A 25,711-nucleotide genomic window follows, 5' to 3' on the forward strand; every position below is an offset into this window, starting at 1 on the left:
TCGTGTTAAAACACGCTTTATTTCGGTTGCCATTAGTCGGAGAGTGAGTCATGGAACAGTTAACCACCAGTGTGGATGTGTTGTTTATTTTATTGGGCGCTATTTTAGTGCTGTTTATGCATGCGGGGTTTGCTTTTTTAGAAGTGGGCACGGTGCAGCATAAAAACCAGGTAAACGCCTTGGTTAAAATTATGACCGATTTAGCCGCCTCAACGGTCGCCTATTTTTTTGTAGGTTATGGCATCGCGTACGGGGTGTTTTTGGGGTTAAACCTAGACGGCGCGCTTACGCAGGCCATGACCGAGCGTTCGGGCTATGATTTGGTTAAGTTCTTCTTTTTAATGACGTTTGCAGCGGCCATTCCCGCCATTGTGTCGGGTGGTATTGCCGAGCGCGCTAAGTTTTATCCGCAATTGGCGGCCACTTTTTTAATTGTGGCGCTGGTGTATCCACTGTTTGAAGGTCTGGCCTGGAACGGAAATTTTGGTGTCCAGGCCTGGTTAGAAGCCAGTTTTGGCGCTAAGTTTCACGACTTTGCCGGTTCGGTGGTGGTGCACGCTGTGGGCGGTTGGATTGCCTTAGCCGCCATATTATTACTGGGCGCGCGCACGGGTCGTTACACCAAAGACGGTCACATTAAAAACGCCCATCCACCGTCAAGCATTCCGTTTTTAGCCTTGGGGGCGTGGATTTTAACCGTGGGCTGGTTTGGTTTTAACGTGATGTCGGCACAAGCCATCGAAGGCATTCAAGGTCTGGTGGCGGTTAACTCGCTTATGGCGATGGTAGGGGGAATTTTGGCCGCTACGTTTGTGGGCGATAAAGACCCTGGTTTTGTGCACAACGGCCCTTTAGCAGGCCTGGTGGCAATTTGCGCCGGTTCGGACGTGGTAAATCCCTTAGGGGCCTTGGTGATTGGATTGGTGGCCGGCGCGTTGTTTGTTAAAGCGTTTGTTTGGACGCAAAAAAATCTTAAAATCGACGACGTATTGGGCGTGTGGCCACTGCACGGTTTGTGCGGCGTGTGGGGTGCGATTGCCGCCGGAATTTTTGGGGCGCAAAGTCTCGGTGGCTTAGGCGGCGTGGCGCTCGAATCGCAAATTATTGGCACCTTAATTGGCGTAAGCATCGCGTTAATCGGCGGGTTTTTGGTGTATGGTCTGGTTAAATTGGCCGTAGGCATTCGCCTAACCCCCGAAGAAGAGTACGCCGGTGCCGACTTAACTTTGCACCGCATTCACGCCAATCCGCGCGCGGACGATTATTAATTTACTTAACCGAATTATTTACCAGAGACCTTTGCACGAGTGGGGTACGAGAAAAAAATGAGGAAAAATTTACCTGATTGAGGCGGGAAACGCAGTGAATAGCTGGCTATTCACAAGTTTTCCAACGAAAAGCAGGAAAATTTTAACCATTTTTGGCCGTACATCCAGCCGTGCAAAGGTCTCTACCAGATCATCTACATAGGAACGCCTTTAAAACATGCATAAACTCACGGCCGAACAACTTTACCGTTACACCCGTTTAGATCCAAACACGCTTAATTCTGAAAAAATTCAGGACCGCGATGCCGAAATCTTAGATTTTATGCAACGTTTTCACCCCCGTGCGTATCAATCGCTTAATTTTGGCTTGCACTTACGGCGCAGTCAAAATCATATTTTTATTATGGGCGAACCCGGCGTAGGGCGCATTGGCATGACCAAAGCCATGCTAAAAAATCGGCTTTGCAAAAACCTATTCCGCCTGACGTGGTGTTGGTGTCGGACTTTAAAGAGAGCAATAAAACCCTGTATCTGTATTTTGAAGCCGGGCAAGGCTATCTGTTTAAGGGCGCGGTAGAGGCGTTTGTCACCCAGTTAAAAACGCAATTGCCGGTGTTGTTTGACGGCCACGCCTACCAATTACGCAGCCAACAACTTGAAGACGAACTTGACGACAAGCAACAACAAGCCTTATTGCCGGCCTATGATTTGGCCGAAACCTTAAACATTGAAATCACTCAAACCGAAAACAACTTTTTACTGCACGCGCTCATAGACGGTAAACCGTACCGCGCCGCCGAACTTAAAGGCTTTGATGAAGAGATTCAAAAACAGTGCATTGACGGCTTTGACCAAGTAGAAGAGGCGCTTAACCAAGGTTTAACGCATTTTCCGTTGCTGCAACACGAATACATGGACGCAGGCAAACGGTTAAACACCGAAGTGGCCAATAAGCACCTTGACCCACTGATTAACGCGCTGAAACAACAATTTGCCAAATCGCCCGAAATCACCGCGTATTTAGACGCGTTGCAAGAAAATTTGGTGTCTAAATTGCATCTGTTTTGGGATCAAACCGACGATCAAGTTACCTCAAACACCCAGTCGAGCATGGACGAACTCTTGGCCGAACAACAAGGTTTGGCCGTGTTTGAAGTCAACGTCTTGGTCGACAATCGCGATCTTAAACACGCGCCCGTTATTTACGAACAAAACGCCACTATGCCCAAACTGTTTGGCTACGCCATTAATTCGGCCAGCGCCAATTCAACCGACTCGGTAAGCCTGGCCATGAACCATCAAGCCGGTTTGTTGCAACAAGCCAATGGTGGCTATTTAATTTTAAGCATTCAAGCGCTGTTAAAAGACCCCGAAATTTGGTCGAACTTAAAAGCCGCGCTGATGAGCCGCAAACTCAGTTTTGAAATTCCGTCCACCAGCAATGTCGTAGCCTACCATCTGCCCGATTACCCATTAAGCTTAACCTTGGTATTGGTTGGGCAATCGGTGCATTTTTACACCCTGCAAGAAATTGACGCGCAATTTAGTCGCCTGTTTAAAGTGCAAGTCGAGTTTGAAGTAGAACTGGCGCGCACCCCAGAACACGAAATGACCTTGGCGCAACAGTTGGCCTCTGAAATTGATATTTGGGACGATTTACCGGTCGATTTATCGGCCTACGAGCGTTTAATTGAATTTGCCTCACGCATGGCTGAAGACGAAAACCGCTTGTACACCAACAAAGCCATTTTGCGTGACGTTTTGGCCGAAGCCAACGCCTTTGCGCGCGCCAACGGTCAAGAATGTGTTACCCGCGACACGGTCGAGGCCACCATTTTGCAACGCGAGTTTCACACCGGCTTAATGGAAGAATACTACCACCGCGCCATCACCGAACAACAAGTGCTGATCACTACTCAAGGAGAGCACATTGGCATGGTCAATGGGTTAACGGTACTCACCGTCGGTCGTCAATCGTTTGGTCAGCCAGTGCGCATTACCGCCCAAGCCTCGGCGGGCGACGAAGGGGTGTTGGACATTGAGCGCGAAGTTGAAATGGCCGGCCCAATCCACTCAAAAGGCATGTTGATTTTGTCGGGCTTTTTGCGTGGTCGTTACATGAAACAACGTGCATTAGGGTTTAGCGGATCGATTGTGATGGAACAATCCTACAACGGCGTAGACGGCGACTCGGCCTCGTCGGCTGAATTATTGGCGTTGTTATCGTCACTGGCGCAACTGCCCATGCGTCAAGACATTGCCATTACCGGCTCTATCAATCAATTTGGCGATATTCAACCCATTGGCGGGGTCAATGAAAAAATCGAAGGGTTTTACAAAATCTGCTCGGCACGCGGCTTAACCGGACAGCAAGGGGTTATTATTCCCCAAGCTAATGTCTGTCATTTAATGCTTAACGCCGAAGTGATTAACGCCGTAAGTCAAGGGCAGTTTCATGTATACACCATGAGCCACATAGACTTTGCCCTAGGCCTGCTTACCGGCGTAGACGCCGGCCAACCCAACGAACTAGGCGACTTTCCCGAAGGCTCGGTTAACGCACGCGTGGTAAAAGCACTCGAAAAAATGAACGAAAAAGACGACTAACACCGGTTTATTGGTCGTTTTAAACACAGTTAAAAAACTAAGCGTAAGACACTTTAACCAGGCCTGGTTAAAGTGTCATAAATTGGAGACCTTTGCACGAGTGGATGTACGGCCAAAAATGGTTAAAATTTGCCTGCTTTTCGTTGGAAAACTTGTGAATAGCCAGCTATTCACTGCGTTTCCCGCCTCAATCAGGTAAATTTTTCCTCATTTTTTTCTCGTACCCCACTCGTGCAAAGGTCTCAATTGGATTAAACGGGCTCAGAATAAGTTTATTTTGAGCTGTCTTCTATTGATATTAGTTGTGCAAATGCGGCACCTAAAAGTGCAAGTAATGCTCTTAGATAAATGCCAAGCATGTGTTGGGAAAGAATCACAAATCATAGAAAATCCAATGACCAAATAAGCGAATCACCAAGATAAGCGAAGGCTTGTTAAAGCAGTCAGTCTAAAAAATTCTTTGCCTTTTTAAAGCGCAATGCTTAAGGCGGTTAAATATTTTGCCTAAACCCTGTCTGACCTCAATTATGTTATTTTTGTTCGAAACCTTTATTCAATACCCTCGTTACATTCATAAAAATATTCATAAAAATAATGGCCGTTAATAGTTATTATTTATATGCAATCCCAGCTTCTTTTTACTTATAACCTTTGTTTTATGCAGTGCTCACATTTTTAACACTATGTTTCATAACAGAAAAATAAGCTTATCTATCCATAAAAAACTTTAGTGCCCAGCCGCATGATTTTCATTAAATATAGTTTATATTGATATCAAATATCTTTATGTTCGTTTTTTTACGAAAAAAAAGTAAAAGCTTAGCAGGGTGTGGCGGGAATCTCTTTGAATCGAGGGCTGTTCATACGTTTTTAAACGAAAAGCAGAAATATTTTAACTGTTTTAGGCCGTAATTTTACCCGTACAAAGATTTTTAGGTATGCTTTTTAAATCAGAAAACAACAAAAACCAAAAAAATAAAAACCCAGATCAGCTACCTAAATGTGAGCATTATCATGTCAACAGAATATTTACTACCGCCCAGCACCGTTATTCTTTCTACTGCTGATTTACAAGGCAGAATTCTCACATTTAATCAAAGCTTTCTGGAGGCATCAGGCTACACTATTGATGAAATTCAGGGAAAGCCGCACAGCATTCTGCGTCATCCAGACATGCCCAAAGAAGCTTTTAAAGACATGTGGCAAACCATTCAAGCCGGTAAACCTTGGTTTGGTCTGGTTAAAAATAAACGCAAAAATGGTGACTTTTATTGGGTGGCTGCCAATGCGAGTCCCATTTTTACAGATGGGAAAATAACCGGCTTTGTATCAGTACGCTATCCTGCAAGCAGCGCCCAAAAAACGATGGCAGAAAAACTCTACAACCAAATTCGTAATCAACAAGCCAAGATGCCTTGGACAAAAACACGCCCCGCCTATTTAAATCATTTTATGGGTTCAGGTCTGCTTGTGTTGACGGGAGCACTTTTACCAACGCTGACCACTTTGCCATCTTTAGTCGCTACCTTAGTAACCTTAGCGGGTTTGGCTTGGGTTAGTATCTTCTATTTTAAAGCAAACAAACCCAATGCAGTTCAAAGCAGAGCGATTGAAGACCTGAGCAATGGCATTTTTCGCGAACCTATAGTGGGTCATGATGCCTGGTCAAATGCACTTAACCTACTTCGCACCCGAGTTGGGCAAAATGCCAGTGATACTCTTGATGCCGCTCGCCAAAGTGCCATGCTTACTACGGCCATGAATGCGGCAAGCACAAACTTAATGGTTGCCGATAGTGATTTTAATATCGTAAGCATCAATACAACGCTGGCTGAGATGTTTCAGCGCAACGAGACAACCTTGCAAACTGCGTTGCCCAATTTTAGTGCAAAAAGCATTGTTGGCAGTAATATGGATATTTTTCATAAAGACCCAAGTCATCAAAGAAAAATGGTTGGAGCGCTTCAAACGACTTGGAGCGGTCGTTTAGATGTCGCCGGACTGAGCTTAGACCTTACGGTCGTACCGGTGTTAAACCAAGGTGTTAAACAGGGCTTTGTGGTCGAGTGGCGCGACATGACGGCTCAAGTGCAAATTCAAAACCAACTTGCGCAAGCAATACAGGCCGCAAGCACCGGTGTTTTAACCAGCCAAATTAATCTTAAAGGACAAGATGGGTTTTATTTACAGGTTGGACAAGGCATTAACGCGCTCTTAATTGGCTTGCAAGACTTTATGGCTAAAACCATTTATAACATTGGCGAAATTGCGTTTAATCGCTTAAACGGTCAACTGGATGGTCAATTTGATGGCAGTTATCGTATGACTCAAGACGCTATTAACATAGCGTTGCGAGGCTTAAATGAAATGGTTGGACAAGTGCAGTTTTCGGCCAACCTTGTTAATAATGCTATGCGCCAATTATCCTCTGGCGTCAATGAATTTTCGAGCCAGGTACAGCAGCAGGCGGCGGCCATAGAGCAAACATCGGCGGCTTCACAGCAAATGCTGGCCAGCGTTCAACAGAATATGAGTACTATTCATCATGCAAACAGCGTGACTCAAAATGTAACCCTTCAAGTTAAGTCGGGGAGCGGGGTCATGGACAAAGCATTAATCAGCATTCAAGCGGTAGAAGCTTCGGGTCATAAAATTGGCGAGATCGTCATTTTAATTGATAGCATTGCTTTTCAAACCAATCTATTGGCGCTCAACGCCGCCGTTGAGGCCGCTCGTGCGGGGGAACATGGCCGTGGTTTTGCAGTAGTCGCCAGTGAAGTGCGTGCCTTGGCAGGTAAGTCTGCACAAGCCGCTAAAGAAATAAAAAACCTTATTGACACCAGTGTTCAGCAAATTGATGAGGGCACTCAACGAGTTAAAGAAGCCAGTAATGCCCTGAATGAAATCATGTCATCTACCAATGAAGTCAGCAGCATTATGCTTGAGGTTACCAATGCCAGTGCTGAACAAGAACAAGCTATTCACGAAGTAACCAATGCTATGACCATTATGGACAGCGCCATTCAGCAAAGTGCTGCACTGGTTGAGCAGACCGCTGCCAGCGCTGAACAGGTTTCAGATAATATGAATACACTAAATCATTTGATTTCAAGTTTTGAATTATCAAACGAGGCAAAAGCCATTAGCCAATCTGGACGCTCACCTTTGGCAGATATGAAGCAAATTCACCTTAATTGGCGCTTAAGCATCGCTAATGCATTAACAGGTTTTGATACAAGCGTTTCTGTAGAAGATGCGGTTGACATCCATATATGTGAACTGGGTAAATGGCGTTACAGCGAAGGCAGTCAATTAGAACATTTACCCTTAATGCGTCAGCTTGATGAAAAACACATTCATTTCCACCAGTTAGTAGGACAGGCGCTTGGTTTTGCAAAAAAAGGCGATTATGCGAACGTTGATCCTATGATGCCGCAAATAAATCTTTTATCTACCGATATTGTTGAATTGCTGACCGAACTGGAAAAAAACATTATTACACCCTTAGGAATCGCTGCTAATTTACCCGCTTGTAAGGGTCAACCACATGGTTGCGCTCAAAAATACTAAATTATTACCCAAAAATTGGGTGAGCTTAAATCAGAAAAAATGAGCAGATTTTAATGGATAAAAATGACCTTGCAAGACATAGCAACCACGCTATAACGATTGATCAACGACTTTTGGAGCAACGGCGTGCCCTTGATGAAGCGGCCATTGTTTCAGAGACCGATTTAACCGGCAACATCACTTACTTTAACGATAAATTTGTTGAAATTTCTGGTTACAGTCGTTATGAACTGATTGGCCAAAACCACCGCATCATAAACTCAAACACGCATAACCCAGCTTTTTTTCAGCACATGTGGCACACCATTTTAATGGGCGATACATGGCAGGGAGATATTTGTAATCGCAAAAAAGATGGGCAACTATATTGGGTTAAAAGCACTATTGTGCCAATTATGGATACCAACACACACAAGCCCGTGCGCTTTCAATCCATTCGCTTTGACATCACCCCCCAAAAAGAACTCGAACAATCTCTAATTCACCAAACGACCACCGACCCGCTTACGGGGATTAATAATCGTTATGCTCTTAATAGACTGTTTAACATCGCAAAAAACCTTGCAGAGAGCCAGAACACACTTCTTGCAGTTTGCCTAATCGACCTTGATGACTTTAAATCAATCAACGATCAATTAGGTCATAAAGAGGGTGATCAAGTTCTTATTCAGTTAGCACTAAGGTTAAAGCACACCTTGCGTGACCATGACATGGTTGCGCGACTGGGTGGTGATGAATTTGCCTTAATACTTAATAATTTAAAAAGCAAAGATGAAATTAACGTTTGTCTTCATCGGCTATCTCAAGCAATTGAACAGCCACTCCATCTTGACGGTTACTCCGTTACTCTGAGTGCTAGCCTTGGCGTGGCTATTTACCCTGAGCATAACGATGAATTTGATGTTTTAATTCGCCAAGCCGATTATTCGATGTATCTCGCCAAACAAAAGGGCAAAAATCAATTTGTTTTTTTGATCATTCTGAAAATTTAGAACAAAAAGACCTCAACAACCTTTTTAACGACGTACACAATGGCATGATTGCAAACGAATTTTTATTGCATTATCAACCCAAAGTTAATATGCGCACTGGGAGCATCTTTGGCATGGAAGCCTTGCTGCGCTGGCAACATCCAACACAAGGCAACAGACCCCCTTTAAGCTATCTTCCCAAAATTGAGCAACATGACATTATCATCGAGCTTGGTAATTGGATTCTCGACAGTGCGCTGAGTCAAATTGCAAAGTGGCATCAACAAGGTAACAGCTGGGTGGTGAGTGTCAATATTGCAAGCCATCACCTGCAACATCCCGATTTTTTTACAGTGCTAACACAAACCTTAGCGCGTCATCCCAATGCACCGGCACATTTATTAGAACTAGAAATTTTGGAGACTGTTGTATTAACCGATGTTACTTATGTCAAAGATCTGATTAATAAATGTCAGTCACTAGGGGTACATGTTGCGCTGGATGATTTTGGGACAGGATATTCATCACTTAGCTATTTAAAAAACTTGCCGACAGAAACCATAAAAATAGATCAAAGCTTTGTGAGAGACATGCAAACTGACCAAGGTGATTTGGCCATTATTGAAGCCATTATCAGCATTGGTAAAGCGTTTAATCGTAAAGTCTTAGCAGAAGGCGTTGAGACGGATGAACAAGGGGTAATATTAATGCGGCTAGGTTGCGACCTAGCGCAGGGCTATGGAATCGGCAGACCCATGCCTGCCGAACAAGTGCAAGTTTGGGCTAATGCCTATCAACCAAGTGAGCTTTGGCAACAATGGAACAGTCAAAACTGGTCTTTGGAAGATATGCCTTTAGTCATGGCGCAACGCGACCATGCCCAATGGGTACAACAAATTGAACGTTATGTTTGTTCACCCAATAGCCAGCAAATGCCTGAAATTGAGTATCATCATCATTGTCGATTTGGGCAATGGTATTATGGCGCGGGCAAATCCTATTCTTTATTACCTGTGGAGTGGTTACACTATTTCGTACCTAGATGATGTTATAAAATCACCATCCAAAGGAGACCCGAAATGGCCAATGCAAAATACGACCTTGAACTTAAAAAAGAAGTTATTGACGCCATCGTCAATGGTGGAAGAAGTTCAGCTCAAGCCGCAAGAGATTATGAGTTACCCGTTACCGTTGTTTACACTTGGGTTCGTGCACATAAACTTAAAAATGATTTGGCTGTGATTCCAAAACTCTCGGAATCTCTAGAACAAGAAAATAAACGGCTTAAAAAAGAACTCGCTCAAGCCAAAATGGAGCGAGACATCTTAAAAAAAGCCACCGCATACTTCGCCAGTCTCGAGAAATAAAGTATGCGTGGATACAAAAGCATCGAGAAGAATTCCCGCTTGTACTGATGTGTAAGGTATTAAACGTGCCCGTCAGCAGCTTTAATAGCTGGCTAAAATTAGACCCCACAGATAAGGCAGCCGAACAAAAAGAGAATACTGATTTGGTTAAAGAGACCTTCGGCATCTTAAAAGGAAATGCAGGAGCAAGAGGCATAAAAGGTTATTTAACCAACGAAAAGAAAGTGACGATGAGTCGGCGTAAGATTGCTCGAATCATGCGAGAACAAGGCCTAATCGTCCACACTCGTAAGAAGTTTAAGAAAGCCAGCAGTGCGGCCATTAATGACCCAAAAATACAGCCAAACTTACTCAAACGGGAGTTTAAAGTCAGCTACCTCAACCAAGTATGGGTCGGTGACATAACGCAAGTTAAAACCCAGCAAGGCTGGATGTACTTGGCCACCTACATTGACCTCTACTCAAGAAAAGTAGTCGGATGGGCATTGGAATCGCATATGCGCTCAGAGCTCATCGAAACCGCATTAAAAAGAGCACTGTGGAATCGTAAACCACCAAAAGGACTGATGGTTCACACGGACCAAGGCAGTCAATTTATCAGTAATGCTTACCGCAAGCTGATTGCCCATTGGGGCATTAAGCAAAGCATGAGTCGTCGCGGAAATTGTTGGGATAATGCCGTTATTGAAAGCTTCTTTAAGTCTTTCAAAACAGAAACCGTTTATCAGCTTACAAAATTAATCGACCAACAAGAAATGCGTTGGCTGGTTTCGGAATATATGGGGCACTACAACCACATCAGGCCACACAGCTCGAACGGTTATATTGCGCCTGCAAAATTCGAGCAAATAAGGCTAGACCGACTAAAAGAAATTGAAGAAAATCTAGGTACGAAAAAGTGTTGACACTCCACAGTTTCTACCCTGCGACTTGGCTTTATACAATTTAATGTCAGCTCTGTGAATGGCTGATAACAAGGTTTCGTTTTGAGTTAACGGCACCAGTCCGGCGCTAAAGGTAACCTTTTTTGCTTGAGGATCGTAAAGGTTTAAGTTTTGCCTAAAGGCATCCAAAATACTAAAGGCTTTTTGTAACGGCTGTTTTAACAAAATCAAAAACTCTTCGCCACCATATCGAGCAACTAAAAATTCTTCATCCTCGTTTATTGTTCTTAAACGTTTTGCAAAAGTAACCAGCACCTCATCACCACACTGATGTCCATAGGTGTCATTGAGTAATTTAAAATTATCCAAATCTAAAATGGCCAAACTATAGTCGCTCTTGTCATTTATATTGTTGTACAACTGAGCAAATGCACTCCGATTATAAAGCTTGGTGAGTGAATCGGTTTCTGCAAGCACGCGTAACTGCTGTGCCAGTCGTTCAGACTTTTCGCGTTGCAAACGATAACGCTTGCCATACATTTTCATTATAAATATAGACATGCCAACCGTAACGGCATAACTTACCCAAATATCCAACTGTTTGGCTTGAACGTTAGGATATGAATAAATCCAAGGTTGAAGGCTAGTCTCACTAAATACCAATCCGGCTGGAATAACAATAATTAGCATCGTAAAAAAATAACGTGATTTTGGGTAATCCGCTAACAAAAAGCTAAAATAAAACGCCGCAATAAGATAGAGCAACAATGTCGGACCGGCAGAGCCGCCATTATAAAACCAGTTAGCTGGAAGAACGAATACAATCGCTATCACTAGAAAAAGGAGTGACATTTAAAAAACTGTCCCTTAAAGCGAGAGTAATAAAAAATTACGACGTGTGATAGAGCAATAAAAATTAAAACGAGGTTGAATTCAAGCTTTGTTGTTAAAAACGCCATATTAAAAAATGCAAAACCCGAGTACAAAAAAATACCCGCTAAAAGCAATATATGATGCGTATACTCCTGCGAACGCTCTGGATCACCTAATAACCATCTAAGTTTATTCAATCTAATTTGCCTTATGCTGCTGAGTTTTTATCGCTAAACCGAAGATTCTAAACTATTTTTTTTAAAAAAGTAAATAGGGTCAACTCAATGGAGGCATAGAAAAAAGGGGATGATTTCTATCCAGTGTCAATTCCTCTGTCGTACGCTTTAAACAGCGTTTGTAAAAATTAGTTTCACTCTAAACCAGCCAGGCCTGGTCAAGTTGGCGGTTGAATAAAAAGGTAGCGTCGTCCTTTATGCTAACGCGGATTCAAGTAATAACTGCAGTTTGTATTTAATTTGACCCTGTTTATTCCATGGCTTATTACGCTTCATAGTCAAAAGTCAAACAGTCAAAAAGTCAAAAAAAATCAAACGCTTAATATCTTACTGCAAGCCGTTGTTAATTAAATGCGCTGTGCGTTAGGATCTTGTTGATAAAACAATACCAACTGCTGATAGACCGCCGGAAAATGGTGAATTAACAGATTGGGTGCGGTAAAAAAGTATTCTGTACAGACGGCAAAAAATTCAGCCGGATCGGTGGCGGCATAAGAATTTATAACCGCATGATGCCCATGTTCAACTTGATGTTGTAACCGTTCAAACGCCTGGCTAAAGGCTTGAGTCCATGGCTCGCGTGTCATCTTGTTATGCAGTGGCGGCATGCCGTTGGCGCGGCCATTCAACATATCCAACTTATGTGAAAATTCGTGCAACACCAAATTGTGCCCTGGCTTAATTTGGTCTGATTCGGCTTTAAAACTTTGCCAATCCAACACCACCGGTCCGTTTAACCAAGCCTCACCCTCCAATACCTCTTGTTGGTGCGATACAACTCCCCATTGGTCTATTTCATCGCGTTCTACAAAAAATGCACTTGGATAGACGACAATATCATGCCAACCCTGGTAATACTCCAGCCCCAATTCTAAAATTAATAAACACGCATAGGCCGAGATGGTTAAGGTCATTGGTCTAGATAAACTGAAATCATTGCTGGCACTAAAGTTTTTTTGATGTGTAAATAAAATCGTTAACTCGCGCAATTGCACTTTTTGCAGTGGCGTTAAATGGTCAAAAATGCGGTGATCGGTCATTAACTGATGCCAAAACGCGTGCGAAATTGGATAACGCTTTAATATACGTTGTGTTTGCCAATCTTTAAGCCAGTTAAAAATCATCTATACGCTCACGTATTTTAGGTATTTAAGTTACAAGCTTAACCTGGTTTTTGATGGCGTGAGGTTTTATGGGTTAAATTTTAATGAGGGTTTCATGTTCTTATTGGGCTTTAACGCCCACGCCGTTGTCGATTTGATTGCTGGGGTGGTTGATGAGTATTTTTTGGTTAAGCTCGTTCGTCACTTGGGCGTGCAGTCCGTTGATGCGAGCAATGGTTACCAATAGAAAAATAGGAACGTTTTCTTGCCCAATTAAAAAATTAAAACACAGCTAAACTGAACTGGCCTGGTGGGTTTAATTTGTAATTTTGTCTAAAAAACCCAGTTTAGATTATGGAGCATGAGTCTAAATTAGAATAATAGAGTGGCGTTTAGCTTTTTTATGATGGCTTGTTGCGTTGAGAGCCTGTAAACAACGGGCTCCTAAAGCAATATTTTGGCTTTTAGTTTAGCCGTGCGACATGGCCGGTATTAAAAAATGCCATTTCTTTTTGCAATAAATTGGCCTGCTCGTTCAGACTTTCTGAGGCTGCACTGGTTTCTTCTACCAGTGCGGCATTTTGTTGAGTCGCCCCATCTATTTGAATAATGGCGTGGTGGACTTGGCGTACACCCTCGGCTTGTTCGGACGAGGCAGTTGCGATCTGAGTAATCATTTGTGTCATTAACCGAACGGACTCATTGATTTCTTTTAAAACCCCTCCTGATTCCGATGCCAAATTTGCCCCTTGATTAACGCGAGTCACCGTTTGATCAATCAGCAGTTTTATACTTTTTGCCGCATCGGCTGATTTTTGAGCCAATTGACGCACTTCGCTGGCAACTACGGCAAATCCACGTCCATGTTCGCCAGCTCTTGCTGCTTCAACTGCGGCATTTAAGGCTAATAAATTGGTTTGAAAGGCGATGCTGTCAATCAACGTGACTATTTCTGAAATTTGATGACTCGAATCTTGAATCATTTGCATGGCTTGTAGGGTTTGTTGCATGACCTCAACCCCTTGATGCGCTTTACCTTGTACTTGTTGGCTTACCTGCGTTGCCTGTTTAGCGTTATCGTTGGTGCTTTGTACTTGGCTACTCATTTGGTGTATGGCTGACGAAGTTTGTTCTAAAGCCGCGGCTTGTTCTTGTACTCGCTCACTTAAATTTAAAGAGCCTTGCGACACTTCATGAGCTGCGCCACTGACCACTTCGGCGGCGGCCAAAGCGACATTAACCACGGTTTTAATTTTGGCAGTTGAATCATTCATGGCGTGTTGCAAGGTTTGCAACTGCCCTTTAAAGCCATCGCCGGTTAAGGTCTGAGTTAAGTCGCCGGCCGCTTGCGCAGTAACAACGCCATTGATGGCATCAACGGTATGCGCTATAGAATCCATGGCTTGATTGACTCTATCTTTGAGTTGCGCCAAACTGCCACGGGCACTGACTTTAACTTGACCTGTAAAATCACCTTGCGCCATTTGATGCATGACTTGGTTAATTTCGGCCATCACCGTGTCTAACGCAGTCATGGCATTTTGCACCAGATTTCGAAACTCTCCCGGTACCTTAGCGTCCATTCGGGCTGAGAAGTCACCTTCATACAGCGCTTGCATGACCTTTGCCAGTTCATTCATGCTAAATGCGACAGACTCGGCCGAGCCATTTACACCCAATTTAAGGGTGGCTAAGTCGCCAATATAATCGCCTTGCATGCGCTGATTAAACTCGCCTTTGGCAATCCCATTGACCACTTGATTGGCTTCATTTATGGATTTTCTAAGTCGGCCAATAAGCCATTTAGACTTTGTCCTACTTGGTCTAGCTCATCTTTGCGCGGTTCAAATCGTAAAGAAAAATGCATTTCGCGTGATACGTGACTGACTTGATTGGTCATGCTCGCAATGGCTTTTTGAGAGAGCGCACCAGCAACCCACCCATAAAAATAACGACCAGCAGTATTAGGGCAATAACGACGACTTCACTTTTTAGCTTTTCGATAAACTGTGCATTAATATCGTCAATATAAATCCCGGTTCCAATAATCCACCCCCAAGGAGCAAACTCTCTGACATAGGATAATTTTCAACGGGTGTATCACTGTTGGGTTTAGGCCAAAAATAATGAACAAATCCTCCTGCCGCATTCGCCTTAACCGCTTTAACCATATCGACAAACAAAAAATTGCCCACTTTATCTTGGTTTGTAGACAAGTCTTGACCATCCAGTTTTGGGTTGGTGGGGTGCATAATCATTTTAGGCTGGTGATCATTTATCCAAAAATAATCCCCCTGACCGTACCGCAGAGTTTTAATGTAAGCCACGGCTTGTTGTTGCGCCTGTGCCTGTGACAGTTGACCCTCTTTTATTTTTTGTTCATATAAAAATAATTGACTAAACAAAGTGTCGGTTAACTTGGTTAATTGCACTTCTTTTCTTGCAGCATATTGGCACGTAAAGAATTTAAAGAATAAGCACTTAACACCAGCAGCCCTAACAAAGCGGTGGCTATCATTAGCCACACTCTACTCTGAATCGTCATATATCCTCCTTTGGATGGTTTAAACAGTTTGTATAAAATGATTTAAATGAAACCTTTTTTAGGCATAATTACATCCATGGAAATGGTTAAAATTCATTTATTTTTAGTAGTAAATTTTCTAGCAGTCTGCTGTTAGCTTAATTTTGCCGTAGAAATCGGAAATCGGAAGACGAAAAGGCCATTCAATTCTTTTCATTTGTGTGCGTGGATTCGACATCAAAAACCATCAAAAAAATATTTTATGAATTCTATACCAAAAAAACTGGTTTGGCTGGATTAAGTGCGTACCCTATTACGGCTAAAAAAGAAAGGGACTTAATTCTTTAGAGTAAGGCGCACCTTTTTACGTAAAAAGGCAGCATCCTCTTTTAGACAAACTTGTTTAGTACCATATGTTTTAATTTAGGGTGCTGGCTGAGAGAGAAGGGGATTCTTAAGTTTTATTTTAGCGTTGCTTAATTAAATTTACCGGTTATGAGTTTAATTTTACTCTGACCCCGTTTATTCCGTTTATGTGCCGTTGGTGCAAGGTCTCTAGTTGATTAAATTTTATTAAAAGGATAAAAAATGAGTAAAACAGCGATGTTATTTGTTGGCACAACGATAGGTGGCCTTATTTTGCTACTGGTTATATTGGCGTCCTCTTACATTTCAGCAAACAATTATGGTGCAAAAACAGAGGCTTCAATTGAGGCTCAATGGAAAAACAATAAAAATATCCTAGCTCAATACGAGCAGAAAGTGTTTGAAGTCGTTCAAGTGCCTAGCATGTACAAGGATGATATGAAGGAGGTCATTACATCCGCAATGACGGGTCGATATGGAGACGATGGATCTAAAGCTTTATTTCAATGGATTCAAGAGAAAATGCCCAACTTTGACTCTAATATTTATTCTGAAATTCAAAGGATTATTGCGTCAGGGCGTAAAGATTTTGAATTAGGTCAAACTAAGCTGCTTGATATGCAATCTCAATATGAAGCACAGTTAGGTTTTTTTTGGCGTGGATTATGGCTAAATATAGCGGGATTTCCAAAGAAAGATTTAAGTGAATTTACAATTATAACCACTGAGCGTACAGAGAATGTCTTTGAAACTGGTATCGAAAAAGCGCCCTTAAAGTTGCGATAAGAATAGGTGGCAGTGCAATGGATTTAGCGTTAATAGTTTTGGCACTGCCATTAATTTATCTCATCTTTATTAAGCTCTATTTAAAAGAAACCATTACATGGACAGAATGGGCTTTGAATGTGTTTATCGTTGTTGTATCTGTCATTGCGGTGCTTGAATTTAGTAAATACATCCAGCATCACGACATTGAAATTTGGAATGGTGCCGTTGTGAGCAAGCATGATGAGAAGGTTTCTTGCACGCACTCATATTCTTGTGACTGCACAACTTATAAAAATTCAGATGGATCCACCTCTGAGTCATGTGCTACTTGCTACAAACATGATTTTGATGTTGATTGGATAGTGAAGACTACTGCAGGCAATATTAAAATTGACAGGGTTGATGAACAAGGTATTGTTGAACCTAAAAGATATTCTAATGTTCAAATAGGTGAGGCTGCTTCGTTAGAGCATCGTTTTGAAAATTATATTAAAGCTGTGCCAGAAAGTTTATTCAACGATCAAAATACGTCTATCAAATCAATAGATCGGGTTTTGCCTTTGTACCCTAAAGTGTTTGATTATTATAAGATAAATCGTGTTTTAGTGGATGCTCAAGCCATCGATGCAAAATATGTTTCGGATTTAAATGCGGCACTTAATGCTGGATTAAAAGAGCTCGGTAGTAAAAAAGAGGTCAATGTTATCGTTGTTCTGACAGATTATCCAGATGGGTTTTCTTATCGTGATTCGTTAAGATCAAAATGGCTAAATGGCAAAAAAAATGATGTTGTCGTATTAATCGGGGTTGGAGAAAATTACGAAGTAAAATGGTCGCATGTTTTTGGTTGGTCAAAAAATGAGTTAACAAATCTATCCATTTCAGAGGACATAATAAAGCTTAAAAAAGTCGATGATGCTCTTAATCTTTCAAGCGTTATTTTAAGCAACATTGAAAAATATTTTGAACGTGACTCTATGCAAAATTACGAGTACTTAAAGGATTCTATTGAGCCACCTTTATGGGTCATTTTATTAGCCTTATTTTTAGGATTGAGCTTTTCTATTGGACTTTCAATTTACTTCCATAAAAGCATAAGATTTGAATAAACGTCTATTATAAACGGTAGCGCTTAGAATCATCATGCAAGTGCAACACTAAATAAACAGTTTCCTTTTACAAAAACCCATATGACCAGGCCTGGTCATATGGGTTTTTTTTGGGATTTGTTGGGTTTATTTTAAACGTTTTATTTTTGGGGTCGGGCTTTTACGCGCACGCCGTTTTCGATTTGGTCGCTGGGGTGGTTGATGAGTATTTGGTTTTGGTTTAGCCCGCTTATCACTTGGGCGTGCAGTCCGTTGTTGCGTCCAATGGTGACCGTTTGGCGTTGGGCGCGGCCGTTTTTAAGGATAAACACCGCCCAGTTTTGGTTGTTATGACCGTCACGACCTTCGCGAAATAGGCAACTGGCGGGAATTTGTAACACATCGTCTTGGTGCCATAGGGTAAATTGCGCTTCTACCCGATAGCCATCGCCCAAATTTTGCCACTCTTGTGCGGGTGAGGTTATTTGGGCGATGACCCAAACCCGTTGTTCTTCTAAGCCCAGAGCCGACAATTTGGTGAACCCCGAAGGTTCAATTAAACGTATTACGCCGTTAAGGGTTTGTTGGCCTCCCCAACGATTAAAACGGACGCTCATGCCCGGTTTGAGTTGCACGGCGTCGGCCGAGAGTACGTCTATTTGAACTTCGAGCGCGCTTGGATCGCCCAGTTCTAAAAGGGTTTGTCCTCGGTTGATGGGGTTTTGACAGGTGCGCTCGACATTGAGAATTTTGCCTTTTATGGGGCTGGTGATGGCGAAGTGGGCGCTTAAATCAGTTGTATCGGTTGAGCTGGTTGAGTCGGTTGAATCGCTTGAGTTGTGATCTTTAGGGTTAATGTTTTTAAGGCGGCGCGGGCGGCTTGCAGTTCGTAGTGCGCCACATCGACTTTAAATTGTGCGCTGCGTTGATGGGCGGCGGCGGTGAGTGCGGCGGTGTTACTTTGGTCGTAGGTGTCTTGGGCGATTAGGCCTTTTTGCAAGAGAGTGTGGTGGCGGGTAAGTTGAACTTGCGCCATGTTGCTGTTGGCCAGCGCGATGTTTACTTGCGTTTTGGCCGATTCAAGTGCGGCTTGGGCGGCGGCAACCTGCGCTTGGGCTTGGGCGTAATGGCGTGCGTCTAACGCGGGTGCGTGTTGCGGTGTAATGGTGAGCAGGTGTTGGCCTAGTTCAACCGAATCGCCGACGTTTAAGTGCATTTTGCAGGTTTCGCCGTCGATGGGGGCGGTGATAATGTAGCGGTTCATTAGCCGTGTCTGGCCGTCTTCTTCTAAGGTTTGGGTGAGCGGTGCGCGTTGTACGGTGGCTACCTCGACCCATTGGGCTTGTGGCCAAAACCCCCAAATAAGCAAGGCTACGGTTAGGCTGCTGCCAATGACCAGGCCTGGGTAACGTAAAATGTGCGCCATATCATGTTCCTTATTCTCTTTATTATCTTCTGTTTTATTCATTCGTTCAGTTATTCAGTCAGTTTTTATTCGTTGGCTTTTAAGGCCTTTACCATATCCAGTTGGCTTAAATTACGCCAAATGAGTAACGCCGATAACAGGGATGAGCCTATTACCACCAACGCGGCAAAGGCGTACACTTGGGCATCAAGCACCAGCGGAATTCGGTATAAGTCGCTTGCAAATTGCATGGCCAAATAGTGGCACAGTCCAACGCCAATTAAAAACCCCAGCGGAATCGCCAGTAGGGTGAGCAGGGCGTGCTCGCCCAATAAAATGTAGGCCACTTCGTGTTTATAAAAGCCTAATACTCTTAAACTGGCCAATTCGTGCTGCCGTTCGGACAGCGCAATTCGCAGACTGTTGTAAATAACGCCAAACGCAATGCTGGCACCCAAAAGGGTGGTAATAAAGGTGAAAAATAAAATGGTGTCGTCCATGGTTTGGTAAAAAGCCTTAATGGCCGAAGATTGCTCGGTCACGCTGACAATTTTTGGCCAGCCTTTAAGGGTTTGAATCAGTTGCGCTTGATGTTCACTGTCCACTTTGAGTCGCGCGCCCGATATCACGTCGCCTTCGCGCAGCAGTCGGTTTAGGTGGTGGCGCGGCAAATAAACGTTTAACCCAAGGTACTCTTTAATGGTGCCAATCACCGGAATTTGTAGGGTAGGTCGCCGACCTTCTAATACATAAACGGTGAGCATGTCGCCGGGTTTAATGTGCAGCCACGCGGCCAAATGGTCGGTGATGATAACGCCCGTGGCGCTAATGGCGGGCGTTTGCAGGGTTTCCAGTGGGTTAAAGGTTTTAGAGGTGATGGGGTTAAGGTGTTGGTCAAGCAGTCTAAATAACCCCATATTGTGTTGCCCGGCATCACCGTTGTGTTCCAGTCCGGTGAGTGCGGTGGTGTAGTGGCGATGGGCAAACTCTACTTTAGCCATTACGCTGCGAAAGCCTTCAATTTGTTGCACGCCTTGCAGGCTTTTAATAGAGTGCAGTGAGGTTGTGGCGCTGGGTTCGGTGTAAAGCACTTTAAAGTCTTCACGTTGGCTTAGCGTGTAGTGCACCTCAATCATTTTGTTGATAGCACCTTCTTGAAACCCACCCACCATCATAATGGCGCACGCCATGCTAATGCCTAATACGGTCAGCAAGGCTTTAAATGGCCGACGTTCAAGGTGCCTAAAAATCATGCGCGTGGGTTGCGATAAGCTGTTTTGCAGCCCCAAACGTTCGATAAGCGTTGCCCGATAAAGTGTGGGGGTTTGGCCGTGCATGGCTTGCGCGGGCGGTTGTTGCGCGGCGCGAGTAACGACCATAATGGTGCCTATTACGGCCGCCCCTAAGCTGATGAATACCGCCCATACTATTAATATGGGTTTAAGTTGATAGTGCATGTAGGGCAGGCTGTAAATGTCCATGTAAAGTTGGCTCATGGCGTGCCCCATCCATGCGCCAAGGGCAATGCCGAGCAACGTGCCCAGGCTTACCATAAGCACCACCAGTTTACTGTAATGCACCGCAAGTGCCCATGAGCTGTAACCAAAGGCTTTTAGGACGGCAATTTGTTGGCGCTCTAACGCCATTAAACGCCTAATCACCACGTTAAGTAAAAAGGTGGCAACGCCTAAAAAAATAATCGGAAAAACGTGTGCCATTACCTTGAGCTGTCCCAACTCGGCGCTTAAAAAACGGTTGGACAATTGATCTTTGCGCGCGTAAGCACCTTGGCCGCCATAGGGTTTTAGCAGAGTGTCTAAGCGATCAATGACCGCTTGGGTATTGGCCTGCTTGCTGAGCGTTAAGGTGACATTGTTAAACGCGCCTTGCATGTCGTATGCACTGGCTAAGGGCGCGCGTGCCATCCACAAAACACCGTAACTTTGGTAATCTGGAAACATGGCACCTGGGGCAATTTGGTAAATGTATTCGGGCGATAAACCGGTGCCCACCAGGGTAAGCGTTTTGCGATGGCCATTAATGGTGGCGCTGAGCGTGTCGCCCGTGCTTAAGCGATGAGCGCGGGCAAATTCTTCGCTCACAATGACCTCGGTGCTGGCCATGTCCTCAATAAAACGACCCTGACGCAAATAGAGTTGATTTAATTCGTCCGACGCCGAACTGTCTAACGAGATTAGATGCGCGCTGATGGGTTTTGAGTGGTCTTTTAGGCTTAAATTAACGTAGCTGATGACGCGAGTTTGTACGGTTTGCACACCCGGAATGGCTTGAATGCGTTGCACCAGCGACAGTGGGGCGCGTTTTAAATCGGCAAATACATCGGCAAAATGGTGGTCGCGGTAATAGCGTTCGCGGGTTTCGAACAGTGAATCGTAGGTGCTTAACGACATAATAAAAATGGCCACACCACTGGCAATCACTAGCCCAATTGCAAGGGCTTGCAAGCGCATGCCCCAGAGTTGCCGGCCTATTTTTAAATTAAGCGCGCGCATGTTACCAGCGTATTTGTTGGGCAGCCACGCGCGTTGCGTTGACCGCAATGTGGGTGATTTGGCCATCGGCCATGTGAATAACGCGGTCGGCCATTTGCGCCATGCTTACGTTGTGGGTAATGATAATGGTGGTGGTGCTCAAGGTTTTATTGATGCCTTGTAAGGCCTCCAATACCTGAACGCCCGTGTGCGAATCGAGCGCGCCAGTGGGTTCGTCGCACAACAACACCTTGGGGTTTTTGGCCAACGCACGCGCCAAAGCAACCCGTTGCTGTTCGCCACCCGAAAGTTGCGCCGGAAAATGATTCAGCCGATGGCTTAATCCCACTTTGGCTAAAGCGTCTTGCGGTGGCATGGGGTTGTGGGCAATTTCGGTGACGACGGCCACGTTTTCGAGCGCGGTTAAGCTGGGAATAAGATTGTAAAACTGAAACACAAAGCCCACATCAAACCGCCGATAGTCGGTAAGTTGCGGTTGGCCGGCGGCGGCTAAATTTTGCAGGCCATACCAAACTTGGCCGGTGGTGGGTGAGTCAAGGCCGCCCAAAATGTTTAAAAGCGTGGATTTGCCACTGCCCGATGCGCCTAAAATGACCACAAACTCACCGTGATATAAGGTTAAATCAATGCCTTGCAATGCCACGACCTCAACCTGTCCCATTTGATAGACTTTGGTGACGCTCTTTAGGGTAAAAAGCGCGGTTTGAGCAGGGTTGGTGTGTTGAGTCATGAGGCGACTTACCGAGCATGGATTGAGTTTTAGTATAGCAAATCCAGGTTAGGCTAAGGCTTTCTAAGCCTGTCTGGCTTAGGATTTGGGGGAGATTTGGCGAAAGGCTTGTTTTAAGATAATTTTTTAAATAATCCTAAAAAGACGGGTAGATTTTGTTGGCGGTGGTTATAAGATGTTTATTACTGCTTATAATTGCTTATTACTAATTATAACTGCTCATAACCGCGTATGATTGCTTAGAGTTGTTTATAGAGAGGTATCGGTTTTTTTGCGTTTGCGTGCGGCAATGCGTTCTTGCCAGCTTTTAACCACATGCCAGCGCCACACAAGGTTGATTGTAAAATAGGCGACAAACGCCAGCACCACACCCACCACAAAACTGCCTAAATACAGCGGTTGCCATAAATCGCCCAGCACGTTGATTATCCAATGCCAACTGAGTTCAAAATCAATGGATTCATCGGTTTTTTGCCCTAATAAATACGTACCTATTGTGTAATTAAAGTAGAAAATAGGCGGCATGGTCAGTGGGTTGCTTATCCATACTAATGCAACACTTAAAGGCAAGTTAGCACGAAACACAATTGCCGCCAGTGCGGCAAACAGCATTTGCGAGGGAATGGGAATGGACATCCAAAACAGGCCAATAAAAAAAGCTTTAGCCACACTGTGGCGATGCAGGTGCCACAGTGCTGGATTGTGCAGCCAAGTGCCTAAAAACCCTAACCCTTTCATGGACTTGATTTTTTCTGGTGTAGGAAGGTAACGCTTAATGAATTTTCTAGGCATGTTTATTCTTTTTGTTTTGGCGTGGATTAGCGCCATTATTCTGTTTTTTCAAATGCCTAGTTTTCCACCGGTTTGGGTGGGCTTGCTGGGGCTGTTGTTAAGCATTGTATTGGGGTCTATGATTTGGCTTAAACCTTTTAAAAGCCGCTTGACGCTCGGTTATTCAAGGTTAACCATGGCACTTTACAACATTTTTTTGGGTTTTATTATAGGCGGGACGTGGGTGTTTTGGCAGTCTTTTTTTCAACCGAATGTGGCACCCGAATTTTTGAATCAATCGGTGATGGTATCGGGGCAAATCATCGAGCTGCCGGAGCTGACTAATTTAAATTTAAACGGCACTCAAAAGCGCCGAGTTCGTATGACCATGGCGCTTAATTCAATTAGTACAATTCCTTTAAATTTTAAACCTGACCAGGCCTGGTCAGGTTTAAAACCTATTTTGATTATTAATTGGTATCAAACGCAAGCCGATACCGTGGCATTTTTGGCACCCAAATTAGGCGAAACCTGGCAGTTTAAGGTTAAGTTGTCGTCTAATCATGCGGCCATTAACCCTGCAGGAATGGATTACGAACGCTGGTTGTTTGGGCAGTATGTAAGCGCCAAAGGCTATGTGCAAGGCCAGTCACCCAAAAATGCACAAAGTCAGGTGCAAGACCTCTCCCCCATTAATGACCACTACGCAAAGCGAATAGACGATTGGGGAGTGTGGAGTTGGCGCGCTTCAATGGCCGAGCATTTAAGCATGACCTTGGCGCACAGTCCGTATCAAGGCGTGTATAAAGCCTTGTTGTATGGCGACGACTCGGCTATTGAACCCAGTGATTGGACGCTGCTTCAAAGCACAGGAACGATTCATTTAATGGCTATTTCGGGTTTGCACATGGCCTTGGTGGCATTTCTTGGAATATTGTTGGCCAAAGGATTATGGCAAATATGGGCTTACCGATGGACTGGCATGGATTTGCCCATGTTGAGTTTGGTGTTCTCTGTGGGTTTTGCAACAGCCTATTTAGCCATGTCTGGCGCGGCTATTCCCACCCAAAGAGCTTGGATTATGGTGGTGGCTATTTTGGGTTTTTTGCTTTTGCAACGCCGTTTTCAGCGTTGGCAAGTTTTGGCCATGGCCGCTTTGCTGGTGGTGATGTGGGATCCTCGGGCTGTGTTGAGTTACGGGTTTTGGTTGTCGTTTGGAGCCGTGGTATTAATTTTTGTGAGTTTAACCAGGCCTGGTCAACCTCAACTTGATAATAATAAAGCTGCTAATACCCAAATGGGTAAAGTTCTAAGGTGGTTAAGTGGGTTATATGGTTTTTTAAAAATACAAACCGTACTTACTTTAGGGTTAGCACCCGCGTTAATTTGGGCGTTTAGCAGTTTGCCTATTTACAGTTTTTTGGCCAATTTATTGGCCGTGCCACTGGTTAGCTTTGTGGGTTTACCCGCCTTATTTGGCATTGCTTTACTGAGCGTTATCTCAGTGGAATGGGCGCAGTTTTGGGTGGCGCAATTGGATGTGGTATGGGGTGGCTTATGGTGGTTTTTGGAGTTGTTAGCCCAGTTACCCCACAGCAATTGGCGCAATGGTGCGCTGTCGTTTTTGGGCATGCTGGGGCTGTACGCGTTACTGCTTTTAGGCGTTGTGCTCACCAAACCTGCGCTTAAATGGACGGCGTTACTGGCCTTTGTGCTGGGGTTAGGCGGGGTGTTAAGTGACCCCTTTGTTAAACGCCCGCATTTTGGCCAGGCCTGGGTCACGGTGTTGGACGTGGGTCAAGGGCAGGCCGTGGTGATTGAAACCCAGCATCATGTTACGGTGGTGGACACCGGTGCCAAGTGGGGCGATACCATGGACGGGGCTAAAATGGCTATTTTGCCCTATCTTCGGGCGCAAAACTGGTCAAAAATAGACACGCTTATTATCAGTCACAGCGATTTAGATCACGCCGGAGGCGTACAAACCTTGTTAGACAGTCTGCCAATTAATCAACTGTTAAGTGGGCAAGCTGAGGTGTTAAACATTAAACATGCGTTACCAAAAGCTGCGCCCATGCAAGCAAATCATGCCATATTTAAACCCTGTCTGGCACACCAGGCCTGGTCGGTTGATGGCGTTGATTTTACAATGTGGTCGCCGTTTAAGGCCGATTTAGAGAGCGGATTAAGATCCGATAATGACTTGTCGTGCGTGCTTAAAGTGGGGCAAGGGGTTAATTCTGTCTTGATTCCAGGCGATTTAAGCACCGCGGGCGAAAAACGTCTGTTGGCCACACATTCTGTTGAGGCCGGCACACGCCCAGAAACTGCGCACTTGTTACACGCGGGTTGGCTTGTGGCGGGGCATCATGGCAGTAAACATTCTACTTCTAGCGATTGGCTGCATAGGGTAAATCCGCACACCGTGGTGTTTTCGGCAGGGTATTTAAATCGGTTTAACTTTCCTAATGTTCAAACGGTTGAGCGTATTGGTTCGCGCAATATTCGTTGGTTTAATACAGCGTGCTCGGGGGCGGTGCGCTTTGAATTAGGTGCGTTGGAAGTGCAAGAGTCGCGAAAAACTCAGCGTAAATGGTATCATCACGCGTGTTTAGACACTCAAAAAGGCGTTTTTTTTGAGTAGTTTAGTCTTAAATAAGCGCCGTA

22 protein-coding genes and 1 pseudogene are annotated in these 25,711 nt (G+C 44.3%); 11 read left to right on the forward strand and 12 right to left on the reverse strand.

Features of this window, described 5'->3' with window-relative positions:
• Nucleotides 1-50: 50 nt before the first annotated feature.
• The 7 genes from EP181_RS04080 to EP181_RS04110 all read left to right on the forward strand — a co-directional run bounded on the left by EP181_RS04080 (nt 51) and on the right by EP181_RS04110 (nt 10,688).
• The gene (locus EP181_RS04080; RefSeq protein WP_127470528.1) at nt 51-1,268 is read left to right on the forward strand and encodes an ammonium transporter; all 1,218 of its coding nucleotides are present in this window, start codon (nt 51-53) and stop codon (nt 1,266-1,268) included.
• Between the two features lie 462 nt (nt 1,269-1,730).
• Nucleotides 1,731-3,875 carry a Lon protease family protein gene (locus EP181_RS12795; protein WP_338064744.1) on the forward strand — a complete coding sequence of 715 codons (2,145 nt, stop codon included), beginning with the start codon at nt 1,731-1,733 and terminating at the stop codon, nt 3,873-3,875.
• A gap of 1,014 nt (nt 3,876-4,889) precedes the next feature.
• Nucleotides 4,890-7,445 carry a methyl-accepting chemotaxis protein gene (locus tag EP181_RS04090; RefSeq protein ID WP_127470529.1) on the forward strand — a complete coding sequence of 852 codons (2,556 nt, stop codon included), beginning with the start codon at nt 4,890-4,892 and terminating at the stop codon, nt 7,443-7,445.
• Between the two features lie 53 nt (nt 7,446-7,498).
• Entirely contained in the window at nt 7,499-8,437 is a 939-nt protein-coding gene (locus tag EP181_RS04095; protein ID WP_127470530.1) for a GGDEF domain-containing protein, read from the forward strand.
• A gap of 44 nt (nt 8,438-8,481) precedes the next feature.
• Entirely contained in the window at nt 8,482-9,462 is a 981-nt protein-coding gene (locus EP181_RS04100; protein ID WP_127470531.1) for an EAL domain-containing protein, read from the forward strand.
• A 33-nt stretch (nt 9,463-9,495) separates the two neighbouring features.
• Nucleotides 9,496-9,783 (forward strand): transposase, encoded by a 288-nt coding sequence (locus EP181_RS04105; RefSeq protein WP_127470532.1) that lies wholly within the window; start codon nt 9,496-9,498, stop codon nt 9,781-9,783.
• Nucleotides 9,784-9,794: 11 nt separating this feature from the next.
• A complete protein-coding gene (locus EP181_RS04110; protein WP_232023563.1) occupies nt 9,795-10,688 on the forward strand; it encodes an IS3 family transposase in 894 nt (297 codons plus the stop codon).
• Here EP181_RS04110 and EP181_RS04115 read toward each other — a convergent pair.
• A complete protein-coding gene (locus EP181_RS04115; RefSeq protein ID WP_127470534.1) occupies nt 10,668-11,519 on the reverse strand; it encodes a GGDEF domain-containing protein in 852 nt (283 codons plus the stop codon). The genes EP181_RS04110 and EP181_RS04115 overlap by 21 nt on opposite strands.
• A 604-nt stretch (nt 11,520-12,123) precedes the next feature.
• The gene (locus EP181_RS04120; protein WP_127470535.1) at nt 12,124-12,900 is read right to left on the reverse strand and encodes a M90 family metallopeptidase; all 777 of its coding nucleotides are present in this window, start codon (nt 12,898-12,900) and stop codon (nt 12,124-12,126) included.
• A 94-nt stretch (nt 12,901-12,994) separates the two neighbouring features.
• Here EP181_RS04120 and EP181_RS12650 point away from each other — a divergent pair, with 94 nt between their 5' ends.
• On the forward strand, nt 12,995-13,126 hold the full coding sequence (locus EP181_RS12650; protein WP_269471154.1) for a hypothetical protein: 132 nt from the start codon (nt 12,995-12,997) through the stop codon (nt 13,124-13,126).
• A gap of 217 nt (nt 13,127-13,343) precedes the next feature.
• On the opposite strand, the gene EP181_RS12655 is transcribed toward EP181_RS12650, so the two are convergent.
• The 5 genes and pseudogenes from EP181_RS12655 to EP181_RS12665 all read right to left on the reverse strand — a co-directional run bounded on the left by EP181_RS12655 (nt 13,344) and on the right by EP181_RS12665 (nt 15,424).
• Entirely contained in the window at nt 13,344-14,636 is a 1,293-nt protein-coding gene (locus EP181_RS12655) for a methyl-accepting chemotaxis protein (RefSeq protein WP_197723393.1), read from the reverse strand.
• A gap of 14 nt (nt 14,637-14,650) precedes the next feature.
• A complete protein-coding gene (locus EP181_RS12660; RefSeq protein WP_269471155.1) occupies nt 14,651-14,779 on the reverse strand; it encodes a hypothetical protein in 129 nt (42 codons plus the stop codon).
• Nucleotides 14,776-14,928, reverse strand: a complete 153-nt coding sequence (locus tag EP181_RS12845; RefSeq protein WP_420824415.1) for a hypothetical protein — start codon at nt 14,926-14,928, stop codon at nt 14,776-14,778. Before EP181_RS12845 ends, EP181_RS12660 begins: the two co-directional genes overlap by 4 nt.
• A gap of 6 nt (nt 14,929-14,934) precedes the next feature.
• Nucleotides 14,935-15,311: pseudogene (locus EP181_RS04135) on the reverse strand (cache domain-containing protein); the annotation flags it as partial.
• Nucleotides 15,302-15,424: a hypothetical protein gene (locus EP181_RS12665; protein ID WP_269471156.1), complete on the reverse strand. Its 123-nt coding sequence runs from the start codon at nt 15,422-15,424 to the stop codon at nt 15,302-15,304. The pseudogene EP181_RS04135 and the gene EP181_RS12665, both read right to left, overlap by 10 nt.
• A 567-nt stretch (nt 15,425-15,991) precedes the next feature.
• Between EP181_RS12665 and EP181_RS04140 the strand changes: the two genes are divergently transcribed.
• Both EP181_RS04140 and EP181_RS04145 read left to right on the forward strand, forming a co-directional pair.
• The gene (locus EP181_RS04140) at nt 15,992-16,555 is read left to right on the forward strand and encodes a hypothetical protein (RefSeq protein ID WP_127470537.1); all 564 of its coding nucleotides are present in this window, start codon (nt 15,992-15,994) and stop codon (nt 16,553-16,555) included.
• Between the two features lie 17 nt (nt 16,556-16,572).
• On the forward strand, nt 16,573-17,646 hold the full coding sequence (locus EP181_RS04145; protein ID WP_127470538.1) for a hypothetical protein: 1,074 nt from the start codon (nt 16,573-16,575) through the stop codon (nt 17,644-17,646).
• A gap of 140 nt (nt 17,647-17,786) precedes the next feature.
• On the opposite strand, the gene EP181_RS04150 is transcribed toward EP181_RS04145, so the two are convergent.
• The 5 genes from EP181_RS04150 to EP181_RS04170 form a co-directional block, all read right to left on the reverse strand.
• Complete coding sequence (locus EP181_RS04150) at nt 17,787-18,260, reverse strand: efflux RND transporter periplasmic adaptor subunit (RefSeq protein WP_476718458.1); 474 nt, start codon at nt 18,258-18,260, stop codon at nt 17,787-17,789.
• 152 nt (nt 18,261-18,412) lie between these two features.
• On the reverse strand, nt 18,413-19,051 hold the full coding sequence (locus tag EP181_RS04155; protein ID WP_127470540.1) for an efflux RND transporter periplasmic adaptor subunit: 639 nt from the start codon (nt 19,049-19,051) through the stop codon (nt 18,413-18,415).
• A gap of 65 nt (nt 19,052-19,116) precedes the next feature.
• The gene (locus tag EP181_RS04160; protein ID WP_127470541.1) at nt 19,117-21,543 is read right to left on the reverse strand and encodes an ABC transporter permease; all 2,427 of its coding nucleotides are present in this window, start codon (nt 21,541-21,543) and stop codon (nt 19,117-19,119) included.
• A 1-nt stretch (nt 21,544) separates the two neighbouring features.
• Nucleotides 21,545-22,273, reverse strand: a complete 729-nt coding sequence (locus EP181_RS04165; RefSeq protein ID WP_127470542.1) for an ABC transporter ATP-binding protein — start codon at nt 22,271-22,273, stop codon at nt 21,545-21,547.
• A gap of 249 nt (nt 22,274-22,522) precedes the next feature.
• Nucleotides 22,523-23,065 carry a DUF2062 domain-containing protein gene (locus tag EP181_RS04170; protein ID WP_127470543.1) on the reverse strand — a complete coding sequence of 181 codons (543 nt, stop codon included), beginning with the start codon at nt 23,063-23,065 and terminating at the stop codon, nt 22,523-22,525.
• On the opposite strand from EP181_RS04170, the gene EP181_RS04175 reads away from it, so the two are divergent.
• Nucleotides 23,049-25,688, forward strand: coding sequence for a DNA internalization-related competence protein ComEC/Rec2 (locus tag EP181_RS04175; protein WP_127470544.1), 2,640 nt, complete (start codon nt 23,049-23,051; stop codon nt 25,686-25,688). The genes EP181_RS04170 and EP181_RS04175 overlap by 17 nt on opposite strands.
• Nucleotides 25,689-25,711: the final 23 nt, after the last annotated feature.

Source organism: Thiomicrorhabdus aquaedulcis (genome assembly GCF_004001325.1).
GTDB lineage: Bacteria > Pseudomonadota > Gammaproteobacteria > Thiomicrospirales > Thiomicrospiraceae > Thiomicrorhabdus > Thiomicrorhabdus aquaedulcis.